Origin of the sequence: Pantoea sp. Lij88, assembly GCF_030062155.1 — a bacterium.
Classification (GTDB): Bacteria; Pseudomonadota; Gammaproteobacteria; order Enterobacterales; family Enterobacteriaceae; genus Pantoea.
Genome location: NZ_CP118269.1, coordinates 2,169,552 through 2,193,200, shown reverse-complemented (window position 1 = coordinate 2,193,200; position 23,649 = coordinate 2,169,552). Strand labels below are relative to the sequence as shown.

The 23,649-nt window shown below is 54.1% G+C and carries 25 protein-coding genes and 1 pseudogene; 15 read left to right on the top strand and 11 right to left on the bottom strand.

Going from position 1 to position 23,649, the window contains the following annotated elements; all coding sequences use genetic code 11:
- Positions 1-43 precede the first annotated feature (43 nt).
- From PU624_RS14005 to PU624_RS13960, 10 genes are all read left to right on the top strand, one after another.
- Positions 44-907, top strand: coding sequence for a fumarylacetoacetate hydrolase family protein (locus PU624_RS14005; protein WP_283545477.1), 864 nt, complete (start codon positions 44-46; stop codon positions 905-907).
- A 53-nt stretch (positions 908-960) separates the two neighbouring features.
- Positions 961-2,037: a [citrate (pro-3S)-lyase] ligase gene (citC, locus tag PU624_RS14000; RefSeq protein ID WP_283547987.1), complete on the top strand. Its 1,077-nt coding sequence runs from the start codon at positions 961-963 to the stop codon at positions 2,035-2,037.
- 21 nt (positions 2,038-2,058) lie between these two features.
- Positions 2,059-2,349, top strand: coding sequence for a citrate lyase acyl carrier protein (gene citD, locus PU624_RS13995; protein ID WP_283545476.1), 291 nt, complete (start codon positions 2,059-2,061; stop codon positions 2,347-2,349).
- On the top strand, positions 2,349-3,224 hold the full coding sequence (gene citE, locus PU624_RS13990; RefSeq protein WP_283547986.1) for a citrate (pro-3S)-lyase subunit beta: 876 nt from the start codon (positions 2,349-2,351) through the stop codon (positions 3,222-3,224). The genes citD and citE overlap by 1 nt, the downstream gene beginning before the upstream one ends.
- A 32-nt stretch (positions 3,225-3,256) precedes the next feature.
- On the top strand, positions 3,257-4,777 hold the full coding sequence (gene citF, locus PU624_RS13985) for a citrate lyase subunit alpha (RefSeq protein WP_283545475.1): 1,521 nt from the start codon (positions 3,257-3,259) through the stop codon (positions 4,775-4,777).
- Positions 4,778-4,803: 26 nt separating this feature from the next.
- The gene (citX, locus tag PU624_RS13980) at positions 4,804-5,322 is read left to right on the top strand and encodes a citrate lyase holo-[acyl-carrier protein] synthase (protein ID WP_283545474.1); all 519 of its coding nucleotides are present in this window, start codon (positions 4,804-4,806) and stop codon (positions 5,320-5,322) included.
- Positions 5,297-6,169 (top strand): triphosphoribosyl-dephospho-CoA synthase CitG, encoded by an 873-nt coding sequence (citG, locus tag PU624_RS13975; protein ID WP_283545473.1) that lies wholly within the window; start codon positions 5,297-5,299, stop codon positions 6,167-6,169. Before citX ends, citG begins: the two co-directional genes overlap by 26 nt.
- A 29-nt stretch (positions 6,170-6,198) precedes the next feature.
- On the top strand, positions 6,199-6,747 hold the full coding sequence (locus PU624_RS13970) for an RBBP9/YdeN family alpha/beta hydrolase (protein WP_283545472.1): 549 nt from the start codon (positions 6,199-6,201) through the stop codon (positions 6,745-6,747).
- Between the two features lie 76 nt (positions 6,748-6,823).
- Positions 6,824-9,433 carry a bifunctional aconitate hydratase 2/2-methylisocitrate dehydratase gene (gene acnB / locus PU624_RS13965; protein ID WP_283545471.1) on the top strand — a complete coding sequence of 870 codons (2,610 nt, stop codon included), beginning with the start codon at positions 6,824-6,826 and terminating at the stop codon, positions 9,431-9,433.
- 100 nt (positions 9,434-9,533) lie between these two features.
- Entirely contained in the window at positions 9,534-10,967 is a 1,434-nt protein-coding gene (locus tag PU624_RS13960) for an anion permease (RefSeq protein WP_283545470.1), read from the top strand.
- A 345-nt stretch (positions 10,968-11,312) separates the two neighbouring features.
- Here the strand turns inward: PU624_RS13960 and ycgZ are convergent, their stop codons facing one another.
- The 5 genes from ycgZ to PU624_RS13935 all read right to left on the bottom strand — a co-directional run bounded on the left by ycgZ (position 11,313) and on the right by PU624_RS13935 (position 13,528).
- Positions 11,313-11,552 (bottom strand): regulatory protein YcgZ, encoded by a 240-nt coding sequence (gene ycgZ / locus PU624_RS13955; RefSeq protein WP_283545469.1) that lies wholly within the window; start codon positions 11,550-11,552, stop codon positions 11,313-11,315.
- Positions 11,553-11,784: 232 nt separating this feature from the next.
- The gene (locus PU624_RS13950; RefSeq protein ID WP_283545468.1) at positions 11,785-12,057 is read right to left on the bottom strand and encodes a hypothetical protein; all 273 of its coding nucleotides are present in this window, start codon (positions 12,055-12,057) and stop codon (positions 11,785-11,787) included.
- Positions 12,058-12,498: 441 nt separating this feature from the next.
- The gene (locus tag PU624_RS13945; RefSeq protein ID WP_003848985.1) at positions 12,499-12,729 is read right to left on the bottom strand and encodes a YgdI/YgdR family lipoprotein; all 231 of its coding nucleotides are present in this window, start codon (positions 12,727-12,729) and stop codon (positions 12,499-12,501) included.
- Between the two features lie 15 nt (positions 12,730-12,744).
- On the bottom strand, positions 12,745-12,978 hold the full coding sequence (locus tag PU624_RS13940) for a YgdI/YgdR family lipoprotein (protein WP_283545467.1): 234 nt from the start codon (positions 12,976-12,978) through the stop codon (positions 12,745-12,747).
- A gap of 346 nt (positions 12,979-13,324) precedes the next feature.
- Entirely contained in the window at positions 13,325-13,528 is a 204-nt protein-coding gene (locus tag PU624_RS13935; protein WP_009090370.1) for a hypothetical protein, read from the bottom strand.
- Positions 13,529-13,718: 190 nt separating this feature from the next.
- On the opposite strand from PU624_RS13935, the gene PU624_RS13930 reads away from it, so the two are divergent.
- The 4 genes from PU624_RS13930 (at position 13,719) to pdxY (ending at position 17,048) form a co-directional block, all read left to right on the top strand.
- On the top strand, positions 13,719-14,033 hold the full coding sequence (locus tag PU624_RS13930) for an MliC family protein (protein WP_283545466.1): 315 nt from the start codon (positions 13,719-13,721) through the stop codon (positions 14,031-14,033).
- Positions 14,034-14,059: 26 nt separating this feature from the next.
- Complete coding sequence (pdxH, locus tag PU624_RS13925) at positions 14,060-14,716, top strand: pyridoxamine 5'-phosphate oxidase (protein ID WP_283545465.1); 657 nt, start codon at positions 14,060-14,062, stop codon at positions 14,714-14,716.
- A 140-nt stretch (positions 14,717-14,856) separates the two neighbouring features.
- Entirely contained in the window at positions 14,857-16,131 is a 1,275-nt protein-coding gene (gene tyrS, locus PU624_RS13920) for a tyrosine--tRNA ligase (protein ID WP_283545464.1), read from the top strand.
- Positions 16,132-16,187: 56 nt separating this feature from the next.
- Positions 16,188-17,048: a pyridoxal kinase PdxY gene (pdxY, locus tag PU624_RS13915; protein WP_283545463.1), complete on the top strand. Its 861-nt coding sequence runs from the start codon at positions 16,188-16,190 to the stop codon at positions 17,046-17,048.
- A 32-nt stretch (positions 17,049-17,080) separates the two neighbouring features.
- On the opposite strand, the gene gstA is transcribed toward pdxY, so the two are convergent.
- A complete protein-coding gene (gene gstA, locus PU624_RS13910) occupies positions 17,081-17,686 on the bottom strand; it encodes a glutathione transferase GstA (RefSeq protein WP_283545462.1) in 606 nt (201 codons plus the stop codon).
- Between the two features lie 163 nt (positions 17,687-17,849).
- The gene (dtpA, locus tag PU624_RS13905) at positions 17,850-19,337 is read right to left on the bottom strand and encodes a dipeptide/tripeptide permease DtpA (RefSeq protein WP_283545461.1); all 1,488 of its coding nucleotides are present in this window, start codon (positions 19,335-19,337) and stop codon (positions 17,850-17,852) included.
- Positions 19,338-20,005: 668 nt separating this feature from the next.
- Here dtpA and PU624_RS13900 point away from each other — a divergent pair.
- Positions 20,006-20,701 (top strand): annotated as a pseudogene (locus PU624_RS13900) (CTP synthase C-terminal region-related (seleno)protein).
- A 63-nt stretch (positions 20,702-20,764) separates the two neighbouring features.
- On the opposite strand, the gene PU624_RS13895 reads toward PU624_RS13900, so the two are convergent.
- The 4 genes from PU624_RS13895 to rsxG all read right to left on the bottom strand — a co-directional run bounded on the left by PU624_RS13895 (position 20,765) and on the right by rsxG (position 23,646).
- Complete coding sequence (locus PU624_RS13895) at positions 20,765-21,484, bottom strand: HPP family protein (RefSeq protein ID WP_283545460.1); 720 nt, start codon at positions 21,482-21,484, stop codon at positions 20,765-20,767.
- Between the two features lie 203 nt (positions 21,485-21,687).
- Positions 21,688-22,320, bottom strand: a complete 633-nt coding sequence (gene nth / locus PU624_RS13890; protein ID WP_283545459.1) for an endonuclease III — start codon at positions 22,318-22,320, stop codon at positions 21,688-21,690.
- Positions 22,317-23,021, bottom strand: a complete 705-nt coding sequence (locus PU624_RS13885; protein WP_033732568.1) for an electron transport complex subunit E — start codon at positions 23,019-23,021, stop codon at positions 22,317-22,319. Before PU624_RS13885 ends, nth begins: the two co-directional genes overlap by 4 nt.
- Complete coding sequence (gene rsxG / locus PU624_RS13880; protein WP_283545458.1) at positions 23,014-23,646, bottom strand: electron transport complex subunit RsxG; 633 nt, start codon at positions 23,644-23,646, stop codon at positions 23,014-23,016. Before rsxG ends, PU624_RS13885 begins: the two co-directional genes overlap by 8 nt.
- Between the last annotated feature and the right edge of the window lie 3 nt (positions 23,647-23,649).

Sequence of the window (23,649 nt, the reverse complement as noted above, 5' to 3'; positions counted from 1 at the left end):
GGCGTGAACCCGAAAGCATTAAATACGACAAGCAGGTTTTATTATGAAATTAACCAGCTACAGCCATCACGGTCATAAAAGCTACGGTATTTTTACTGAGAACGGCATTATCGATCTGGGTGAGAAAATGGGTCATCTCTGTCCTGACCTGAAAGCCTTGCTTCAGCAGGATGCGATCGACATTGCCCGGCAATATCAGGACTATCCTGTCGATGTCATGGCGAGTGATATTATTTTTCTGCCCGTCATTGAAGTGCCAGAGAAGATATTTTGTGTCGGCATGAATTATGCGGAGAAACGCAGGGAGTTTGCGGAAACCTGTGATGCCCCCACGCTGTTTATTCGTTTTCCTGACTCGCAGACGGGTCATGCGACACCGGTCGTCAAACCCGCCTTATCAAACGAATTTGATTATGAAGGAGAGCTGGCCGTCATTATTGGCAAGCCGGGTATCAATATCGCCGCAAGTGATGCCATGCAGCATGTGGCTGGCTACAGCTGCTACATGGATGGCTCTGTGCGGGACTGGCAGCATGCCTGGTTCACCGCCGGGAAAAACTGGCCCCATACTGGCGCTTTCGGGCCCTGCATGACGACGGCGGATGAAATCCCGGATCCCCATGCGCTGTCGATTCAGACCTGGCTCAATGGCAGGCTGGTTCAGGATGATTCCACCGGCAGTATGATCCATAAGGTTGCCGACCTGATTAGCTACATCAGCACCTTCACTTCACTCAATGCCGGTGATGTCATTATTACCGGCTCTCCGGGGGGCGTCGGCAAAAAACGTACGCCGCCACTCTTTATGTACGAAGGCGACCAGGTCGACGTCGTGATTGAAAATATCGGGCACTTAACCAATACGATTGTGGAGTCAGATCCGCAGCACGATCTGCAGGCATCCTGATTTCCGGCAGGTACGGGAGGAGGTGATCATCAGATATTTTCAGGAGAAACATGATGTATAGCGACCCGTCGCTGACGTTTGAAACGGTTGAAACGCACAGCGGGACTCTGCGAGAAGAGATTGCCCTGTTTCTTAAGAGTAATGGACTGGGTATGGATGATGATATCGAACAGTTCGTCATTGCGCGCTGTAAACGCCATCTGGTGGCCTGTGCAGGGATTGCCGGGAGTACGTTAAAGTGCATCGCTGTGGATGCCGCCTGGCGCAGCACCTCGCTGGGTCTGAAAGTGATTCACGAAGCGGAGGCGCAGGCGATTCAGAATGGCGAGCATCAGCTTTTTCTCCTGACCACGCCCTGCAATGTGAAAGCCTTCCGGGGATGCGGTTTTTATCCTCTGGTGACACTCGATAACCGGGCCACACTGATGGAGAACACGCCTGTGGGCATCCATCACTACTGCAGGAAGCTGCGTAAACATCACCAGGTTAACGTCAGCAACGTTGGCGCGATTGTGATGAATGCCAATCCGTTTACCTCCGGGCATTTTTATCTGATTGAGCAGGCGGCAAAAGCCTGCGACTGGCTTCATATCTTTGTGGTCGAGGAAGATTTGTCGACGTTCTCCTTTCAGGATCGTTTAGCCATGGTAAAGGAGGGCTCACGTCATTTACCTAATGTCACGGTTCATCCCGGCTCCCGATATATTATTTCGCGGGGAACCTTTCCTGGCTACTTTCTCAAAGAAAAGCAGATTGTTAATGAGGTCTATGCCGCTATCGATTTAATGCTGTTCCGTCGCCACATCGCGCCTGCGTTAAATATCCGGCAGCGCTTTGTGGGAACCGAGCCTTTTTGTAAAGTCACCGCGCAATATAATTTTGCGATGCATCACTGGCTGGAAGATGAAACGATAATGGCAGAAGCCCCGATTAAAGTTAACGAAATAACCAGAGTGACGGATGAGAATAACCTTCCGATATCGGCCTCTGCGGTAAGAAAGTCATTAGAGAGAAATGATATGGAGGCGGTTACACGAATGGTGCCAGCCACCACGCTGCCATTTTTAATCCGATGGCTGTCACGTCACCCCTTTAAACAGTCAGACTACAATCTGGCAAACGTCGGATAATTTACTGTCCAGGAAATTAAAATGAAAATAGTTAAGGCGGCCATAGCCGGTACGCTTGAATCCAGCGATCTGGTTGTCAAAGTCAGCCCGGCTGAAGACGGGCTGGATATTACTGTTAACAGCGAAGTTTACAAACAATTTGGCGAGCAGATTACTGCCGTGGTGAAAGAAACACTTTCTGCTTTTAATATTACGCAGGGAGAAATTATTGTCGAAGATAAAGGCGCGCTGAATTGTGTTATCCGGGCCAGAATGCAGACGGCGATATTGCGTGGAACAGAGAGCAAAGAAATTGCGTGGGAAAAACTATGATGAAGAAATTACGTCGCAGCATGCTTTTTTTACCCGGTTCAAGTGCCGCAATGCTCTCAACAGCTTTTATCTATCGCCCTGACTCCATTATGTTTGATCTGGAAGATGCCGTTTCACTAAAAGAAAAAGACAGCGCACGTTTGCTGGTTTTTCATGCGTTACAGCATCCCATGTATAAAGATATTGAAACGGTGGTCAGGATTAATCCGCTGAATACGCCTTTTGGGCTGAAAGATACCGAAGCAGCGGTACGCGCGGGCGTCGACGTTATTCGCTTACCTAAAACCGACACGCCGGATGATATTTATCAGCTTGAAGGGGAAATTGCCCGCATTGAGGCGGAGTGTGGACGTCCTGTCGGTTCGACCAGACTGATGGCGGCGATTGAATCGGCGGTCGGCGTTATTAATGCGGTGGCTATTGCTAAATCGTCGCCGCGATTAATGGGTATTGCGCTGGCGGCATTTGATTACGTGATGGATATGCAGACGGAACGTGGCGACGGCACCGAGCTTTTTTATGCGCGCTGCGCGGTATTGCATGCTGCGCGCGGCGCAGGGATTGATGCCTTTGATGTGGTGTATGCCGACATTGACGATGAAGCGGGTTTTTTAAAAGAGGTCGATCTGATTAAGCGTATGGGCTTTAACGGCAAATCGCTGATCAATCCACGACAGATTGAAATTCTGCACAATGCCTACGCGCCCACTCAGGAAGAGGTCGATTACGCAGAGCGCGTGATTGCAGCGGCCGAAGAGGGGGATCGTCATGGGCTGGGGGTGATTTCACTGAACGGAAAAATGATCGATGCGCCAATCATTAACCATGCCCGTGTCGTGATTGAACGTAAAAACGCTTCCGGCGTTCGTCAGTAGCTGCATTCAGCCCAGAACAACAGGATTAAACCATGAGCCATTTAATTGAAGCCCTGCAGACGCTGTCCGGCAACGCACGGCAGTATGAACCTTTTACCGGTGCCAACACGCAGACCCCTTATCTTGCAGATCGCCGCCAGAAATATCAGCGCAAACTTTTTGACACGGTTGATGAGGTTCTGGCCCGCTGCGCATTACGTGATGGTATGACGGTCTCCTTTCATCACGCCTTCCGTGAAGGTGACAAAGTCATTAATTACGTCATGGCGAAGCTGGCAGAAAAGGGCCTTAAGGGACTGACGCTGGCATCCAGCTCGTTAATGACCTGCAACGCGCCACTGATTGAACACATCAAAGCCGGCGTCATCACCAAAATCTACACCTCCGGCATGCGGGGTGAATTAGCCGAAGCGATTTCACATGGCCTGATGGCAGAGCCGGTAGAGATCCACTCGCATGGCGGCAGAGTCAACCTGATTGAAAAGGGCGAAATCACTATTGATGTCGCCTTTTTAGCCGTCTCCTGCTGCGATGAATATGGCAATGCCAGCGGCAGCGGCGGCCTGTCCCGTTGCGGTTCGCTGGGTTATGCGATGGTTGATGCAAAATATGCCAGAAAGGTGGTGCTGCTGACGGAGAGCATTGAGCCGTTCCCGTATATGCCCGCCAGCATTATTCAGGATCAGGTGGATTACATTGTCAAAATCGACAGCGTAGGCGATCCGGCAAAGATCAGCGTCGGTGCGGCGCGCGTCACCAGTAATCCGCGTGAGCTGATGATTGCGCGTTCTGCCGCCGATGTGATCGAGCATTCCGGCTTTTTCCGCGACGGTTTTTCGCTGCAAACGGGTTCCGGTGCGGCCTCAACGGCCTGCACCCGTTTTCTGGAATCACGGATGCGGAAACAGAACATTGTGGCCAGCTTTGCCCTGGGCGGCATCACTGGCAGCATTGTGGATCTGCATGAAAAAGGGCTGATTAAAAAGCTGCTGGATACCCAGAGTTTTGACGGGGCTGCGGGAGCTTCGCTGGCGAAAAATCCTGATCATGTTGAAATCTCCACCAGCGTTTATGCCAATCCTGCCGCGAAAGCTGCCTGCTGCGATCGTGTTGATATCGTCATCTTAAGCGCGCTGGAAATCGATACCGACTTCAATGTGAACGTGCTGACCGGCTCCGACGGGGTGATGCGCGGCGCCTCTGGCGGACATTGTGACGTGGCCGCCGCAGCTAATCTGACCATCGTGGTGGCGCCTCTTATCCGCAGCCGCATTCCTACCGTAGTCAGGCAGGTCACCACGCGCGTCACCCCAGGCGAGAGCGTTGACGTACTGGTTACCGACCACGGTATTGCTGTAAATCCTGCCCGACAGGAGGTGAAAGCGCGCCTGATCGCCGCCGGTCTGCCGGTGGTGGATATCGGGACACTCTATCAGAAAGCGCTGCTCATTTCGGGTGAACCTAAGCCGATTGCGTTTACTTCCCGCATCGTGGGCGTTGTGCGGTATCGCGATGGCAGCGTCATTGATGTGGTCAGGCAGGTGAAAGAGTGAGCCGGGAAACGGCAGAGGCATCGTGTATGCGTCTTGCTCTTGAGGATGTGCTGAAAGCCAGAGAGGCACGCGCGCGCCTGCAGCAACAGTGGCTGGGCCAGTATGGCCAGACGATGGTCTCTGTGACCCTCGTCTGGCCAGGGGAGATAAAAGATACCCCTCTTGCCCGACGTGTCATGGCCGAGGCGAATGAGGCCATCAATCAGTCGCTGCTGAAACACCGATGGCCGGTCACCCGGCATGAAACCGACTTTCTCTGCACCGGCCCCGAGGCGCGGTGGTCCATTTCGTCACCGGCCTGGATGATTAAGCATGTTATGGCCCATCTGGAGGATAACCATCCGCTTGGGCGGCTGTGGGACATTGATGTGTTTTGTCCCACGTCGGGCTTACTCAAGCGCAGCGCGATACATCAGCCCATGCGCAGGTGCTTCATTTGTCATGAACCTGCGCACGTCTGCTCGCGTATGCGCCGCCATTCTCAGAATGAACTTGCGCAGGTGATAGAGGATTTAACCTATGACTATTTCAGCGGTCAGCATTAAGTCTGAGCGTGACCGGAATATCGCGTGGCTGGCAGCCCAGGCGATGCACAGAGAAGTTAAGTTAACCCCTAAGCCGGGCCTGGTGGATAGCGAAAATAACGGGGCGCATCGTGACATGACTATCATGCACTTTATGGTCAGTCTTCGCGCTATCTCACCCTGGTTTCCCCGTTTTTATGATCAGGGATTCGCCACTGCCGGCTTACCTGCTCGCCAGACCTTACTGGCGATAAGACCAACAGGGCTGGCGTGTGAACAGGCGATGTTTAAAGCCACCGGCGGCATCAATACACACAAAGGCGGGATTTTTTCTCTGGGTCTCCTGTGCGCGGCTGCGGGGCGGCTCGCCAAAGACAACGTCAGGCTCAGCCAGGAGACGCTTTGTCAGGAAGTTCGTGCAATGTGCGCAGGTCTGGTCGACAGAGAACTCAGCAGAAACGAGCGGGCAAAAACCAGGGGAGAGGAATTTTTTCAGGCCTTTGGCTTCACGGGCGCACGCGGCGAGGCGGAGAGGGGCTTTGAGACCGTCAGGCGCTATGGTCTGCCGCAGTGGAACAAAACCCTGCGTGAAGGGGGAACACAAGAAGAGGCGTTGCTGAAGATGCTGCTGGCATTAATGGCCGCCAATTCCGATACCAATCTGATTTCACGCGGGGGAATAGCGGGCCTGGAATATGTCCGGCGTTACGCGACAAGGCTGATGAAAATAAAAAATCTGTCCGACGAAAGGCTCAGAACGGCGCTGAAAAATATGGACCACGCCTTTATTAAAAAAAACCTGAGTCCGGGAGGAAGCGCAGATCTTCTGGCGGTTGGATGGTTACTTTCTCATTATCCGGCGTCATGAGATAGCGTGCACATGGAGAGTAAAGCGGAATGACGACAGATCGTCTGGAACAGATCGATGAAAAGCTCACCGTTATTCTGGTGCCAGGACTGAGAGACAGCGATGAGGATCACTGGCAAAGTTGCTGGCATCGGCGCTTTCCGCTCTGGAAACGGATACGTCAGCGAAACTGGCTGGAGCCCGATATTGATGGCTGGATCTCTGCTATCCGTCGTGAACACTTTACCTCTCAGCATCCGGCTATTCTGGTCGGGCATAGTTTTGGGGCGCTTGCCGCATGTCGGCTGGTTCAGACTCAAAAGCTGGCTATCGCAGGCCTCATCCTGGTCGCCCCCGCAGAACCCGCGCTTTTCGAACTGGAGGATAGCGTTCTGCCGGAAAAACTGAATACGCCCAGCGTGATGCTGGTGAGCCGTAACGATCCGCTTATGTCATTTAAACGCGCGCAATTCTGGGCGGAATGCTGGGGCGCACGTCTTATTGATACGGGCGATTCAGGACATATTAATACCGCGGCCGGATTCGGGGAATGGGAATATGGTCTGATGCAACTGGCCGAATTTTGCGAAAGTCTTTAAGGATAATTAAAAGCAGGATTAAACAGGTTACTACATAACCCCTGGTAGGATAAATCATGTCTGTTTCGGAGAAACCATGTTAGAAAACTATAATAAGCATGTGCAGGCGCGTGCTTTAAAAAACATTCCCCCTGAGCCTCTGAATGCTGAGCAAGTCCGGGCGTTAATTACCGCGCTGACGGGCGAAAAGGGTGAGGATAAAAACAGGCTCATTGAACTGTTAGCGCATTGCGTTCCACCGGGTGTTGATCCGGCCGCAAAAATTAAAGCAGAGTTTCTTTATCAGCAGATCGAAAACAGCAATGCAGGCGGAGTGATTGCGCCACAAAAAGCGATTGAACTGCTGGGCACCATGCAGGGCGGATATAATATTCAACCGCTCATCGACTTGCTGGACGATCCGCAATGGGCGGAGTGCGCGGCGGAACAGTTAAGCCATACGCTGCTTATTTTTGAAAAATTTAACGACGTTGTCGAAAAAGCGCAGCAGGGTAATATCCGGGCGCAGGACGTTATTCATTCGTGGGCCAGCGGGGAGTGGTTTACGCGGCGTCCTGCGCTGCCTGATGTTATTACGCTTACCGTCTTCAGGGTCACAGGCGAAACGAATACGGATGACCTGTCACCTGCGCCTGAGGCCTGGTCACGTCCGGATATTCCTCTGCATGCGCTCTCTATGCTGAGCAATCCGCGCGACGGCGTGGAACCGGATGAGCCTGGACGCCGGGGACCCATCGGGCAACTGGAGCAACTGAAGAAAGCGGGCTATCCACTGGTCTTCGTGGGGGATGTGGTAGGCACCGGGTCGTCGCGCAAATCGGCGACCAACTCGGTTTTGTGGCACATCGGTAGCGACATCCCCTGGGTTCCGAATAAACGTAATGGGGGCTTTGTTTTTGGCGGAAAAATTGCCCCGATCTTCTTCAATACCCTGGAGGATTCGGGGGCGCTGCCGGTTGAAATGGATGTGTCTGCGCTGGAAACGGGCATGCTGATCGACTTCTGTCCTTATCAGGGAGAGATTCGTGACACCCACAGCCAGCAGCTGATTACCCGATTCGCGTTGAAGACCGGAGTGCTGCTTGATGAAGTGCGCGCCGGGGGGCGTATTCCGTTGATCATTGGCCGAAGCCTGACGGCGAGGGCGCGTGAATCGCTGGGACTGCCTCCGTCTGATCTCTTCTGTAAGCCTCAGGTACCCGCACCGTCTGCAGCCGGATTTACACTGGCGCAGAAAATCGTGGGAAGGGCATGCGGCGTGGATGGCGTGCGGCCCGGCCAGTATTGTGAACCGAAAGTCTCAACGGTCGGTTCGCAGGATACCACCGGCGGCATGACGCGCGACGAGCTGACCGATCTGGCCTGTCTGAGCTTTTCCGCCGACCTGGTTATGCAGTCTTTTTGCCACACCTCCGCGTACCCTAAACCGGTCGATGTCCTGCTGCATGAGACGCTGCCTGATTTCATCAGCCAGCGTAAGGGCGTCGCGCTGAAGCCGGGCGATGGTATCATTCACTCCTGGCTCAATCGTATGCTTATTCCCGATGCGGTAGGCACCGGCGCAGACTCCCACACGCGTTTCCCATTGGGGATCTCTTTTCCGGGCGGCTCCGGCCTGGTCGCCTTCGCGGCCGCAACCGGCATTATGCCACTGGATATGCCGGAGTCGGTGCTGGTACGTTTCACCGGCGAAATGCAAAAAGGGATAACCCTGCGTGACCTGGTTCACGCCATCCCGCTTTATGCCATCAGACAGGGATTACTGACCGTTGAGAAAAAAAATAAGGTCAATATTTTCTCCGGCCGGATTCTGGAAATTGAAGGGCTGAACAGCCTGAAAGCAGAGCAGGCGTTTGAGCTGGCCGATGCCTCTGCTGAACGTTCTGCGGCGGCCTGCGTCCTCCGTCTTGAGGAAGAGAATGTGGCGGAGTATCTGCGCTCTAATATCGTGCTGTTGCGCTGGATGATAAACCAGGGATATCAGCATGCCGCGACGCTGGCGCGGCGTATTGCGGAAATGGAGGCATGGCTGGCGAACCCGTCGCTTCTGGTTGCGGATAACAATGCTGAGTATGCGGCTGTGATTGAGATTGATCTGACTGAGATTACCGAACCGGTTGTCTGTGCGCCGGATGACCCGGACGATGCCCGTCTGCTTTCCGCGGTGGCAGGTTCGCCGATTGAGGAAGTGTTCGTGGGATCCTGCATGACTAACATTGGCCATTTTCGCGCCGTCGGTAAACTTCTGTCGGATGTCACCGAGCTCCCTGCCAGACTCTGGCTGGCGCCGCCAACGAAAATGGATGCTCAGCAGCTCTCCAGCGAAGGCTACTTTAGTCAGTTTATTCAGGCCGGAGCCAGAATCGAACCTGCCGGATGTTCGCTTTGCATGGGTAACCAGGCGCGCGTGCGGCCGGGAAGTCATGTTGTCTCCACCTCAACCCGTAATTTCCCGCATCGTTTAGGAACAAATGCGCACGTTTTTCTGGCTTCAGCGGAACTGAGCGCGGTCGCGGCGATTATGGGTAAAATGCCAACGGTTGAAGAGTATCTGCGGCACATGGAGAAAATGAATAGCAGCCGCGACGAAACCTATCGCTACCTTAATTTCGACCAGTTGACGCAATATCAGTCAGCGCAGGATGAAGATAAGATTATTAAAAAATTCGCCGGGCATAACGTTTAATTAAGACTTTTAACCCGAGAAGAGTGAACCGCATTCCTGTTCCGCAGAAGACTTTCTGAGGTGTCTGCGGACAAGGGACGTGCGGCTAACTGGGGGATGTATGTTGACAGCAAAAAAAACAAAAATAGCGTTTCTTCTTTTGATTATCGTTTTACCCATCATTTTTCCGCCACCCACAGGATTAACGAAAGAAGCGGCAATACTGGCAGGCATCTATCTGGCGGCTATTGCCGGGCTGGTGAGCAAGCCTTACCCGGAGCCAGTGATCATGCTGGTGGCTATGGCGTTATCATGTTGTGTGATAGCCAGATTTGATGATTCACCGCTGAAATCGCTGGATGTCCTGAGCGGTTATGCCTCCGGAACAACATGGCTGGTTTTTAGCGCATTTACCCTGAGTGCGGCTTTTGTGACGACCGGATTAGGGAAACGACTGGCGTACGGGTTTATTCTGAAGTTTGGCTCTACTACTTTGCGGCTCGGTTATGTCACCGCTCTGCTGGACTTAATGTTGTCTCCGGCGACCCCCTCCAACACCGCACGTGCAGGTGGCGTCGTTTTTCCTATCATCAACAGCATTGCACTGGCTCTGGGCTCAACGCCTGGCGAGACGCCGCGTAAAGCCGGGCGGTTTCTGATGGTGAATGTTTATATGATCACCAAAACCACCAGCTATATGTTTTTAACGGCTTTTGCGGGAAATGCCTTAGCTCTTCAGTTAATTTCTGACATTTTCCAGATTCAGATCAGCTGGGCAGGCTGGGCGCTGGCTGGGGTACCGCTGGGGCTTGTGATGCTTGCGCTCATCCCCTGTATTACCTACAACGTCGTGCGTCCTGAATTAAAAGCATTAGACAACGTTAAAATTGCGACTGACGGACTGAACGCGCTGGGCCCCATCAGCCCCAAAGAGAAGGGGCTGATTATTGTTTTTATTGCGGCGTTGCTGGGATGGATTTTCTCTCACGATCTGGGATTGAACGAATCCGCGGTGGCCGTTATCGCGATGGTGGCTGCACTTATCTTTAATATCATCAGCTGGAATGATGTTCTGCAGAATAAAGGCGGCTGGAATACGCTGGTCTGGTACGGAGGGATTATCGGACTCAGCGCGACGTTAAGCAAAGAGGGGATATTCATCTGGCTGGCAGAGGTCATGTCGTCCCACCTCACGTTTCTCGGTTCAGGCAACAGCACGATTGTGATCATCGTCTTTCTGAGTCTGGCTGTGCGCTATCTGTTCGCTTCAGGCGGTGCCTATGTGGCTGCCATGGTGCCGGTATTAGCCACCGTGGGACTGGTGACCGGAACCGCGCCGGTCCTTCTTGCGCTGGCGATTCTTTTTTCTAACTCTTATGGCGGCAGCCTGACCCACTATGGGGGCGCAGCGGGGCCCATCATCTTTGCTGCAGGTTATAACGATATTAAATCGTGGTGGATCGCGGGAACGGTGATTACGCTATTAACCTTTATTCTGCACATGACTCTCGGTCTTCCCTGGTGGAATTTCCTCATGCAGCATCACCTGCTGTGAAGGGCGTAACAGTTTCATCGCCTGTTCCTGCTGACTCAGCGTGGTAGCGCGCTATTTCGGCTTATGTGGCCAGCCTGGCCTCACTTGTTCAGTAAAGAGAAATGCTGCAGTTTCCTTTCCCCACCTGGGATTCTGTGCCAGGCTTTCACGCTTTATTCTTTAGCGTGGAAAATTAAGGCCTGTCTCGTGAAAACTTCAATCTTACTGACACTCGTAGCAGCGATTAGCTGTTCTGTTTTTGCCGCCCGGGGTGGGTTTGAAACCCAGACAGCGAAACATCCACAGGCACAGCGGGTGACGGAAAGCGGGGAGCCGCTGACGCGCTGATGGGGGGAGTGGGGAAGATTAACGCCCAAACAGCAGGCTGATGAGCGCGCGGTAATGGCGCTCTTCTTCCTCAGTGGACGCCGTTTCAAGGCGACGCAGGAGTTTGGTGCAGATCGATTTACGATTCACGTTCCCACCGGCATTCAGGATGTCCACCACCACCTGTCCCAGCGTCTCCTGCTGCGACGGCAGGCTTGCCGCATTGAAATAACGGGCAATGTCGTCTGCCGTCCGCGGCAGTCTCTGGGTCGGGTACATGGGTGATTTCCTGGAGGGTGGTGTAAAAGCGATCAGATAGCCGCGAAGTTATACAAAAGCAGTGCATCTGTACAGCTATTTCAGCCGTGATGGTAAATGAGTTGATTATTGCGGACACCGGGTCAAAGCCGGACGGGCTGAAGGGAGACGCAGAGGGACGAACGATCAGGCTGACAGGCGCCGGACGGGCGTCCGGCGCCATAACAAATGAACAGCAGTAACCCGTACATGATTAACGATAATCTTTAAGGGAAACCGGAGCCTGTCCGGTCTCAACCAGCCAGTTGAGTTCCGCGCGGTCGCGGGTTGAGGCTTCAATGAAACCTTTAAGCCAGTTTCGCGCATCCGCAATCTGCTCTACCCGCTCATCGCTGTGCTCATTCTCAGCCATTTCGCCCAGCTGGCGAATCAGTGAAACCAGGGTGATTTCCTGCTCTTCAAACGCCAGATTAATTGCTGCCTCACCAAGAATCATATGACCGGTTGTTTTGTCGTGATAAACCATCTGTACCCTCCTGATTAAATAGCGATATAAATATTCTAGTTAAAGGTGCTCTGGACGAAAAGGTCTGAAAGCCCGGCTAAAGACAGTTAAAAATACCGTAAATAAAATGAACCTTTAAGCGAAGCCATAACCTTCTGATAGTAGCTGATAAAAGCAGCGCGCTTTGATTTGTCAGAAAATGACTGAACTATAATGCTGGTTAAAAAAGAGGGGACTAGCCTGAAATTCAGATAACAGGAGCGTCTGCCCGCGTCATATTTTGTCATATTTGTGGGGCGCTATCTGACCGGGCTTAGCAATATTATTGCCAGACCAAACCGGATAGTTCTGATTTAAATGAGGCCGATAAAAACGGCGTTCTCAGGCCAGGAAACACCGATATCGCAGGCAAAAATAAAGCCGCCCTCAGGCGGCTTTATTAACTGGATAACAGCACACTGTTTATTTGTGCGGAACTTCAGAGACGGCTTTAACGTCTGCTTTATTAATCTGCTGCTTCACGCCATTTGCATCGGTATATGCCAGCAGGCCGGCATCCGATTCAGAAGGCTTGCCATCACTAATAATGGTGCGTCCATCGTTAGTCTGAATTGCATAACTGGTACGGGTGCAGCCGGTTAATACGGTCATACCAATCAATGCGGCGAGAGGTAAAATCAGCGCTTTTTTCATCGTCTTCACCTTATATTAGTTGTCGAGTTCACTCATATTACTGATCTCATTACGGTTGATCTGCTCAGTTTTTCCTGTCTGAGCATTACGGTAAGAAACCAGACCAGTATCTGAATCAATCTGCGGTTTGCCATCAGTCACAATCGTGCGGCCATCTGTGGTCTTAATCGACTGATTTGAGGCGCAGCCTGCCAGCGTACCTAAAGAGAGGGCCAGCAACGCAATGGCTGACAGGGATTTCAATTTCATTTTTTCTGCTCCATGAAGTATATCCAGACGTTTTCAGCATAGACGGCTTTATAAAGTTTGCTGGCGCTGCAGCGTCTCGTTGCCTGTTTTTTAGACAAAATCAGAGCGCAGGCGGATGATTAGCGGATATGACGCCGGGAAAGAGCATTTATTGCAAATGTAAAATTCGTGTCAGACATTCTTCACCGCCCCGAAATAAGATCGAGGCCGATGCGGGAAATAAGCCCGGCGGATCTTTCCGTAAAAGCCAGAATAAACGCAGGGTAAAACGCCGTATCGGCGTTAATAGCTGGCGGGATGCGCGGGTCCGATCTCAGGAGAGCGATCGGACCCGTGGAGAAGGGGATCAGAGGACAGAGTCTTCGCCCGCTTTGGCGGCCGCTTTTTCAGCTTTCATGGCGCTGACCGGGTCCGATGCGCTCAGCCAGCGATCAAATTTCTGGTAGGTGTCGATAAAGGTTTTAAAGTAGCTACTGGCAATGGTGGCATTCTCTTTGTGGTTCATAAACGCGACTGCCAGCTTAAATGCATCTTCGTTATCAAATTTCATGTTTGTCTTCCTCGCTTAAGAATCTATAGAGCGTAGCCTGAGAACGCGGCCTGCGCATTCAGACAACCGCCTGAAAAGGCGCAATAATTCAGCCTGCCTGACAGCATCCACCAGATTGGCGCGGATTCCCACTTACTTCGCGCCAAATCCTTCTTATAATGCCAGCTTCACTCGTGAAGGAGACCCGCTTATGTTGAAAGGATTAACCGTTGCCGCAGTGCTGCTGCTTTCAGGCTGTAGTCTGATGCATAAACAGCCGCCGTCGCCGCAGACCCTGCACTATCGCTGCGGAACCCTGCCGCTGACCGTGACGCTCGACGAGGCGAAGGAGCAGGTGAGCTTCATCATGGACGGCAAGCCCCTGACGCTGAAGCAGACCGTATCTGCCTCCGGTGCCCGCTACAGCGATGACACCTATGTTTTCTGGTCCAAAGGAAACGGCGCATTTATCGAACGTAACGATAAAATTGTCGTGAATGATTGTGAGCTGCAACCTGCCAGCTGACTGTTTATCTGAATAGGCGAGCATTAATGAGCGACAGCGAAACCCTACACACCATTGCCCATCTGCGGCGTGAATATACCCGCGGCGGATTGCGTCGTAAGGATCTGCCAGACAATCCGATTGCGCTGTTTGAACAGTGGCTGAGCCAGGCCTGTGAGTCAAAACTGCCCGATCCTACCGCCATGACCGTGGCCACCGTGGATGAGCAGGGCCAGCCGTGGCAGCGTATCGTGCTGCTGAAGCACTTCGATGCGCAGGGCATGGTGTTCTATACCAACCTCGGTAGCCGCAAGGCGTTGCAGCTGGCGCACAATCCGCGCATTTGCCTGCACTTCCCGTGGCACTTTCTGGAACGTCAGGTGATGGTGCTGGGCGAAGTGGAAAAACTGTCGCCGCTTGAGGTGCTGAAATATTTCCACAGCCGCCCGCGCGACAGTCAGATTGGGGCCTGGGTGTCGAAGCAGTCGAGCCGGATTTCGGCGCGCGGCATTCTGGAAGGGAAGTTCCTTGAGCTCAAGCAGAAGTTTCAGCAGGGCGAAGTGCCGCTGCCCAGCTTCTGGGGTGGCTACCGGGTGAAATTTCACACGGTAGAGTTCTGGCAGGGAGGCGAACATCGTCTGCACGATCGTTTCATCTATCAGCGTGATCACGACGGCTGGAAAATTGACCGTCTGGCACCCTGAATCTGCACGATTTCCCCCTATCAGCGCTGGCACAGAAGACGTCAGCGCTTTATGCTATAGCCCTGTTTTTTTTCGATTCCGCAACTCAGCGGAAAGCTGTGTACCAGCATAGGTGCAGTCTGATCAATTTGGAGTCAGTAATGACCAGCAGTAACCTGATACAACAATTGCAGGAGAGGGGCCTTATCGCCCAGGTGACGGATGAAGACGCGTTAACAGAGAAACTGGCGCAGGGGCCAATTTCGCTCTATTGCGGCTTCGACCCCACTGCTGACAGCTTGCATTTGGGCCATCTGGTACCGCTGCTCTGCCTGAAGCGTTTTCAGGATGCCGGCCATAAGCCGGTGGCGCTGGTCGGCGGTGCCACCGGCCTGATTGGCGACCCAAGCTTTAAAGCCGCAGAGCGTAAACTTAATACCAGCGAAACCGTCAACGAATGGGTTGAAAAGATCCGCCAGCAGGTGGCGCCATTCCTCGACTTCGATTGCGGCAGCAACAGCGCGATCGCCGCCAACAACTACGACTGGTTTGGCAGCATGAACGTGCTGACCTTCCTGCGTGATATCGGCAAGCACTTCTCCGTTAACCAGATGATCAACAAAGAAGCGGTGAAGCAGCGTCTGAACCGTGACGATCAGGGCATCTCCTTTACCGAGTTCTCATACAATCTGCTGCAGGGTTACGACTTCGCCTGCCTGAATGAGCTGCACGGCGTGTCGCTGCAGATTGGCGGCTCCGATCAGTGGGGTAACATTACCTCCGGCATCGATCTGACCCGTCGTCTGCATCAGAACCAGGTCTTTGGCCTGACCGTTCCGTTAATCACTAAGTCTGACGGCACCAAGTTCGGTAAAACTGAAGGCGGCGCAGTCTGGCTGGATGCGAAGAAAACCAGTCCGTACAAGTTCTATCAGTTCTGGATCAATACCGCGGATGCTGACGTCTATCGCTTCCTGAGGTTCTTCACTTTCCTGAGCATCGAAGAGATCAACGCACTGGAAGAAGAGGACAAAAACAGCGGCACCGCGCCACGCGCGCAGTATGTCCTGGCTGAGCAGGTGACACGTCTGGTGCATGGCGAAGCGGGTCTGTCGGCGGCGAAACGCATCACCGCCAGCCTGTTCTCCGGCTCCGTGAGCGAAATGACCGAAGCTGACTTTGAGCAACTGGCGCAGGATGGTATGCCAACTATCGTGCTGGGCGCTGATGATGATCTGCAGCAGGCGCTGGTGAAAGCTGAGCTGGTGCCGTCGCGCGGTCAGGCACGCACCATGATCGGCTCCAATGCCGTTTCGCTGAACGGTGAAAAGCAGTCCGATGCGGAATATCGCTTCAGCGACAGCGACAAACTGTTTAACCGCTACACGCTGCTGCGTCGCGGCAAGAAACATTACTGCCTGATTAACTGGCAGTAAGATTTCAGGGCCGGTTTCCGGCCCTTTTTTATGGCAAGGCAGGACAGGGCAAACAAGTGAAAAATATTTTAGCGATTCAGTCGCACGTTGTTTTTGGTCACGCCGGTAACGCGGCGGCTGAGTTTCCGATGCGCCGCCTGGGTGCAAACGTCTGGCCGCTGAATACCGTGCAGTTTTCCAACCATACGCAGTATGGCCACTGGACGGGCACGGTGATGCCTGCAACGCATTTAACCGACATCGTTAAAGGCATTGCGGACATCGACCGCCTGAAGACCTGTGACGCGGTGCTGAGCGGTTATCTGGGCTCAGCAGAGCAGGGTGAGCAGATTCTGCAGATTGTTCGTCAGGTGAAAGCGGCCAACCCGAATGCCTGGTACTTCTGCGACCCGGTGATGGGTCATCCGGAGAAAGGCTGCATCGTGGCGCCGGGTGTGGCGGAGTTTCACTGCAAAATGGCGATGCCTGCCAGCGACATTATCGCCCCGAACCTGCTTGAGCTGGAGATGCTGAGTGAGCGCACTATCACGGACGTCAACGCGGCGGTAGACGCTGCGCGGGCACTGATTGCCCAGGGACCACGTGTGGTGCTGGTGAAGCATCTGGCCCGTGCCGGTCGTCGCAGCGATCGTTTTGAGATGCTGCTGGTGACGGCGGATGACGCCTGGCACATCAGCCGTCCGCTGGTCGATTTCGGTGTCCGTCAGCCGGTCGGCGTGGGCGATCTGACCAGTGGTCTGCTGCTGGTAAATCTGCTGCACGGCAAATCACTGCAGGATGCGCTGGAGCACGTGACCGCAGCGGTCTATGAGGTGATGCTGAAAACCCACGAGATGGGTGAGTATGAACTGCAGCTGGTGGCAGCGCAGGATGCCATCGCCAGTCCGACGCAGCACTTCGCAGCAGAGAAGCTGTAACGCAAAAGGGCCGGTTAACCGGCCCTGTTCACTCAGGCTAAGCCTTCCGCTTTCAGCGCCGCCTGCACCGCAGGACGTTCCGCAACGCGATCAAACCACGCGCCCAGCGCCGTAAAGTCGGTCAAATCCAGTCCCAGCGCTTTTGCCCAGCGTGTCACCACGAACAGATAGGCATCGGCCACGCTGAAATGCATCCCTGTCAGCCACTGTCTGTCACGCAATGACTCATCAACATAGCGGAATTTCGCTTCCAGCTGGCTACGTGTCTGCGCTTTTACCTCGTCGGAGTAACCGGGGCGGAACAGCGGTCCAAAGCCCTTATGCAGCTCGCTGCCGATAAAGCTGAGCCACTCTATGGTGTGATAACGCGTCAGGCTGCCGACCGGTGCCAGCAGGTGACGATCGGGCTTCAGATCCGCCAGATACTGCACAATCGCGACGCCTTCCGTCAGCACGGTGCCGTCGCTGAGCTGCAGCGCGGGCACCTGACCTTTAGGGTTTATCTGGCGGAAATCGTCGCCGCGTTCAGTGAGTTTTGTTGCCAGATCAACGTTCACCTGAGTGAAGTCCAGCCCGCATTCGCGCATAACAATGTGGGGAGAGAGAGAGCAGGCTCCTGCTTTGCAAAACAGTTTCATGACCATGTACTCCTTGTTGCAATGGGATCACAGCATAGTAAAGGCTCAGGGTGGAATTACCAGTGATAAGGATCAGGGATCGGTGAAGGGTGCGGCGGCGGGTCATAAAAAAGCCGGGCAGTGCCCGGCTTAGCTGAAACGCGGTGGCGATGACGCCTGCGTCTTATAATTTTGCGTCGCTGTCCTGCGCCTGGGTCATACGGTTCAGCAACGGAGCCGTAATCAGCATCAGCAGGGCGATCACCGCCGTCACCATACCAATCTCTTTGAAGACGCGGCTGTAGGTCGCCAGCGAAATCAGCGGGTCGGTGACGTTTTCCGGCACGGCCATCAGGTTTGCCACTTTACCGGCAATCACGGCTGCGCCAGCGGTGGTCAGGAACCAGGAACCCATGATAAAGCCCATCAGGCGCTGTGGCACCAGCTGCGCGACCATCGCCAGACCGAGGCCGGAGATCATCAGCTCACCGATACTCTGCAGCGCATAGCTCAGGATCAGCCAGTTGACCGACACGATACCGGCATCGCTGGCGAATTTCGCGCCCACCGGCAGCACCAGGAACGCCGCGGAGCAGAGCACCATACCGAAGGCAAACTTGTGCGGCATCGGCAGCTTATCGCCCAGCTTGTTATAGAGCGCTGCCAGCAGCGGACTGGCCAGCATGATCCAGAACGGGTTCAGCGCCTGGAACTGCTCTGGCGCAAAAGTAATGCCGAGAATGGTGTGCTCAACGTTGCGGATAGCAAAGAAGTTGAGTGACGTTGGCATCTGCATGTAGAGCACGAAGAACAGAATCGCTTCGACCATCAGCAGGAAGGCAACAATCATCTTACGACGCGCCGCGCCCTGCAGCGCGAAAGCCTCTTTGGCAAACACCAGCACGATACCCAGTGCAATCACCGCCAGTACCAGGCGTGCAATAGACTGGTGATGCAGCATCCAGTTGGCTAGCGCGATCAGGACGACGACGCCGACCAGAGTCATCAGCAGTTTGCCGACCTGCAGTGGCGCAAAGTCCGGCTTAGAGCCGTAATCTTTAACCATGCGTTTGCAGAACAGGAAGTTAAACAGGGTGATAATCAGACCGATAACGCAAAGCGAGAACGCCACGCTGTAACCATATTTCGCTGCTAACCACGGTGTCAGCATCATCGAGAAGAGCGAACCGATGTTGATCGACATATAGAACATGGTGAACGCACCGTCTAAACGCGGATCATCTTTTTCGTAGCAGGTAGAGAGCAGCGAAGAGGGGTTAGCCTTGAACAGGCCGCTGCCCACCGCGATGGTTGCCATACCGACATAGACGATGCTGACGTTATGACCGGAGAACGCCACCAGTGCATAGCCCAGAGCCAGCACCAGAACACCCAGTACGATGACGCGTTTGGTGCCCAGCACCTTGTCACCGAGCCAGCCGCCAATCGCGACCAGGCCATAAACCAGCGCACTGAATGAAGAGAACAGGGTAATAGAGTCTGATTCAGACAATCCCAGTTGCTTCACCAGGTAAACCGCCATAATGGCCTGCAGGCCATAGAAGCCAAAACGTTCCCATAACTCAATCGAGAAGATTAAGTAGAACGCCTTCGGCTGTTTAAACGCATTGAGACTGACAGCCTCATCAGTGTGTTTGTTTGCAGTTGACACATGTACCTCAGTTTTTTCATACCCTGTTTCGGGACAGGAATTAAGTCCGCGTCATGTGAGTTTTCCATGCGCAAGATTGTTATTAGAAGGGAAAAGCGGCGACTAATTTGGCTGATTACGGGCGGCAGGGCAAGAATTTTCTGACAACCCACCAGACCCGAAAATGTTGGGTTAAAAAACTTATAACAAACTGTTAATTGGTTTTAAATGTTGAGGAAGAGAAAAATATCAGTACAGATACTCTGTATCCGTGCCCCTGGGTGGAGAGTATTAACATTAACTGCTAATGCGGTGTAAGCCAGATAAATCGTTTGTTGAATAATATTCAGGCAGCACTAATGGCAGGTTGCTGGCTAATTCACAGTCAATCTGACGAATTATCAGGCGTTACCGGTCTGGCATTGCCGGAAAAACAGCCAGATAGCGATCGGGCGCACAAACAGATGATTTATTTCTGAAAGAAAAAAAAGAAACCGATTGCGTCGCGCGGTCTGGCGAGGAAGTGGAGGGTGGGCGGTGTTGGCAGGCAGATAAAATCGACGCGGTCAGCGGGTCAAAACCCGCCCAGTCGTGATGTAAAACTTATCAATACGCCGCCGCATCAATTCTCCCTCGACAGAAAATTAACATTACTGTAACCTCTCAATTTCCCCCGGAAGGATCTGTTTATGTCGTCTCCCCTGCGTTTATCTCTCGTTGGTGACTACCACGCCGATGCGGTTGCTCATCAGGCCATACCCCTTGCCATTGAACGTGCTGCCCGCTGGCTGAACATCCCCGTTGAAGCAGAATGGATTGCCACCGACCAGCTTGACCAGACAGACCTGACGCGCAGTGACGCGGTCTGGGTCGTACCTGGCAGTCCTTATCTTAACGATAACGGTGTGTTTGAAACCCTTCGCTGGGCGCGGGAGAGCGGCAAACCTTTGCTGGGTTCCTGTGGGGGATTCCAGTATGCGGTGATCGAATATGCGCGCAACGTACTGGGCTGGCACGATGCCAGTCATGCAGAGACCGACACCGGCGGGCGGATGGTGATTGCTCCGCTGAGTTGCTCGCTGGTGGAGCAGCGCGGCTAAGTGAGGTTTGAAGCGGGTTCCCGTATCGCTCAGGCCTATGGCACGCTGGAAAGCGATGAGGGCTATCACTGTAACTTTGGCGTTAACCCGGACTTCAGTAATGCGCTGGGCGACAACACGCTGCGCATTACTGCGTGGGATGAAGCGGGTGACGTACGCGGTGTAGAGTTGCCCGATCATCCTTTCTTTGTCGCAACGCTGTTCCAGTCGGAGCGCGCGGCGCTGCAGGAGAAAGACTCTCCGCTGGTGATTGCCTGGATACAGGCGGCGCTGGCGCAACGCTAACGACCCGGCACGCTGTGACACTGTCACGGCGTGCTGCCTGTTTCCCACATCCAGCCCTGGATTTCAGCCGCTACACTGACGGCGCTGGGCAATCTCTTCCGCCCGCAGCAGCAGTGCCTGCAGATCATCTTCGTCAATATCCAGCAGTTCACCGCCCTCTAATGCCTGATGCAGATCGGCGCGTGTCAGCGGGACCGGCATGGCAACCGGCTCGGGTTTAACTTCCTGGGGCGCCAGCGGATGCGGATAGCGACGACCGGCCAGATTGTTAAACAGCAGGGCCAGCAGCGCCAGGGTGAGTGAGTTGAGCAGGATCGGCGTCAGGACAAAGTGATAACCCAGTTGCTGTACTGAAGGCCCGCCCAGAATAGCGGTCAGGGCCACTGCACCGCCGGGTGGATGCAGACAGCGCAGCTGGAACATCAGCAGGATGGCTACACAGGCCGCAACGCCGCAGGCGATGGCCGGATTGGGGATCAGCTGACTGACGGTGACGCCTGCCAGCGCAGAAAGAGTGTTGCCGCCGACTATCGCCCATGGCTGAGCCAGCGGACTGGCGGGCAGACCAAAGAGTAAAACCGCCGAAGCACCGACCGGGGCGACAAACCACAGATTCAGTTCCCCCAGCATCCAGTGGCTCAGCAGGCTGGTCAGCACCAGACCCGTGCCCGCACCCAGGCCGGCGATGACCACATGCTTTTTACTGACTGTCAGCGGATGCGGCCAGAATCGTGCCAGAAACAGGCGCAGCGAATGCCTCCCTGCAGAAGGACCTTTGTTCATTACTTTACTCACCGTGTCATAACTTTTTCTTATCGTCAGGGGCGGCGATTTTCCATCATCAACATCAATGTAACAACCCGACAAACCGTGGTGTTATTCAGATGAATCAGAGAGTGCGCTGAAAAAGAGATGCGAAGGCAATGAGGGCGCGGAGCTTTTAACCAGACAATAAAAAACCCGCCGCAGCGGGTTAGTCAGCCGTATCACTCGACCTTGTCGGGATACTCGCAGAGATCTTCTATCAGGCAGGAGCCGCAGCGGGGCTTACGCGCCACGCAGGTGTAACGGCCATGCAGAATCAGCCAGTGGTGGCAGTCAACCTTATACGCGGCTGGCACCACCTTCAGCAGCTTCTGCTCCACCTCTTCCACATTCTTACCCGGCGCAAATTTCGTCCGGTTACTGACGCGGAAGATATGGGTATCGACGGCAATCGTCGGCCAGCCAAAAGCAGTATTCAGCACCACGTTAGCGGTTTTACGGCCCACACCGGGTAGCGCTTCCAGCGCCGCACGATCTTCCGGTACCTCGCCGTTATGCTGCTCAAGCAGAATGCGGCAGGTTTTAATCACATTTTCCGCTTTGCTGTTAAACAGGCCGATAGTCCTGATGTATTCCTTTACGCCATCCACGCCCAGCGCCAGCATCGCGGCAGGCGTATTCGCCACCGGATAGAGCTTCGCAGTGGCTTTATTCACGCTGACATCCGTCGCCTGCGCCGAGAGCAGCACCGCAATCAGCAACTCAAACGGCGAGCTGAAGTTCAGCTCGGTCGTCGGATGCGGATTGTTCTGCTGCAGCCGATGGAGAATTTCGGTGCGTTTGGTCTGATTCACACCGGCTTCCCGACGGCGTTCTGAGGCGCAGCGGTTTCAGCGGCCTGCGCTCGCAGGGCTGCACGCTGTTTCATCTTCTGATCGATCAGGTATTTACACGCCAGCATCATGCCTAGGCCGATAAAGGCGCCTGGCGGCAGCATGGCCAGCAGCATCGGCGAGTCAAAGTGGACCACTTCGATACGCAGCGATTTCGCCCATGGACCAAGCAGCTGATCGGCACCGTTAAACAGCGTGCCACTGCCGATAATTTCGCGCAGCGAACCCAGCACCACCATGGCGCAGGTCGCGCCCATACCAATGGCGAAGCCGTCCAGCGCGGCAAGCGGAATGCTGCTCTTAGAGGCGACGGCTTCAGCACGACCGACCACGATGCAGTTAGTCACGATCAGCGGGATAAAAATCCCCAGCGACTGATAGAGACCATAGGCATAGGCGTTGATCAGCATCTGCACGCAGCTCACCACTGAGGCGATGATCATGACATAAATCGGGATACGGATTTCCGACGGCACCCAGCGGCGCGAGGCGGAAATAAAACTGTTGGTCAGGGTCAGCACCAGCGTGGTGGCCAGACCTAAACCCAGCGCGTTCGTCGCCGTCGCCGTGACTGCCAGCAGCGGGCAGAGGCCCAGCAGCTGCACCAGTGCCGAGTTATTCTTCCACAGTCCACCTACCAGCAGACTTTTAGCTTCACTCATTTGCGTCTCCACATGCCGGTAACGAAGAGAGTCTCTCCGGAAGCGTTTTCATCAACAGCGCGGTGCGTTTCGTCGCATTGACCACCGCGCGTGGAGTAATGGTAGCGCCGGTAAATTGATCGAAGTCGCCGCCATCTTTTTTAACTGCAAACGCTTTATCTGACGGACCATGAACCACTTTGCCATTAAAGCTGTTAATCCAGTCAGAGATGCGCAGTTCGATCTTGTCGCCCAGACCCGGCGTCTCATGGTGCTCGATCACCCGCACGCCCAGTACTTTACCCTGGAAATCGGCACCCACCAGCATCTGTATCGCACCAGAATAGCCGTCAGGGGCGGTTGTCTCCAGTGCGGCAGCGACCGGCTGGCCGCCTTTTCGCGCCAGGAAGAGATGGTGCGGAGCGCTATTACCCAGTGCTGCATCCGTGACAACGTAACAATCCTGCTGGATGTTGTTGTCATACAATTCGGTGGGCACCACCTGATCCAGCAGGTTTTTCTGCTGCAAAAGGGTCTGATGTTCTACCGTCGGCTTAGTCACCGTATTGACGACGGCCGTAGCCGCCGTGGTAATCGCGGCAAAAATTGCCAGCGTGACCCCATTTTTGCGAATCGTCTCCAGCATCGC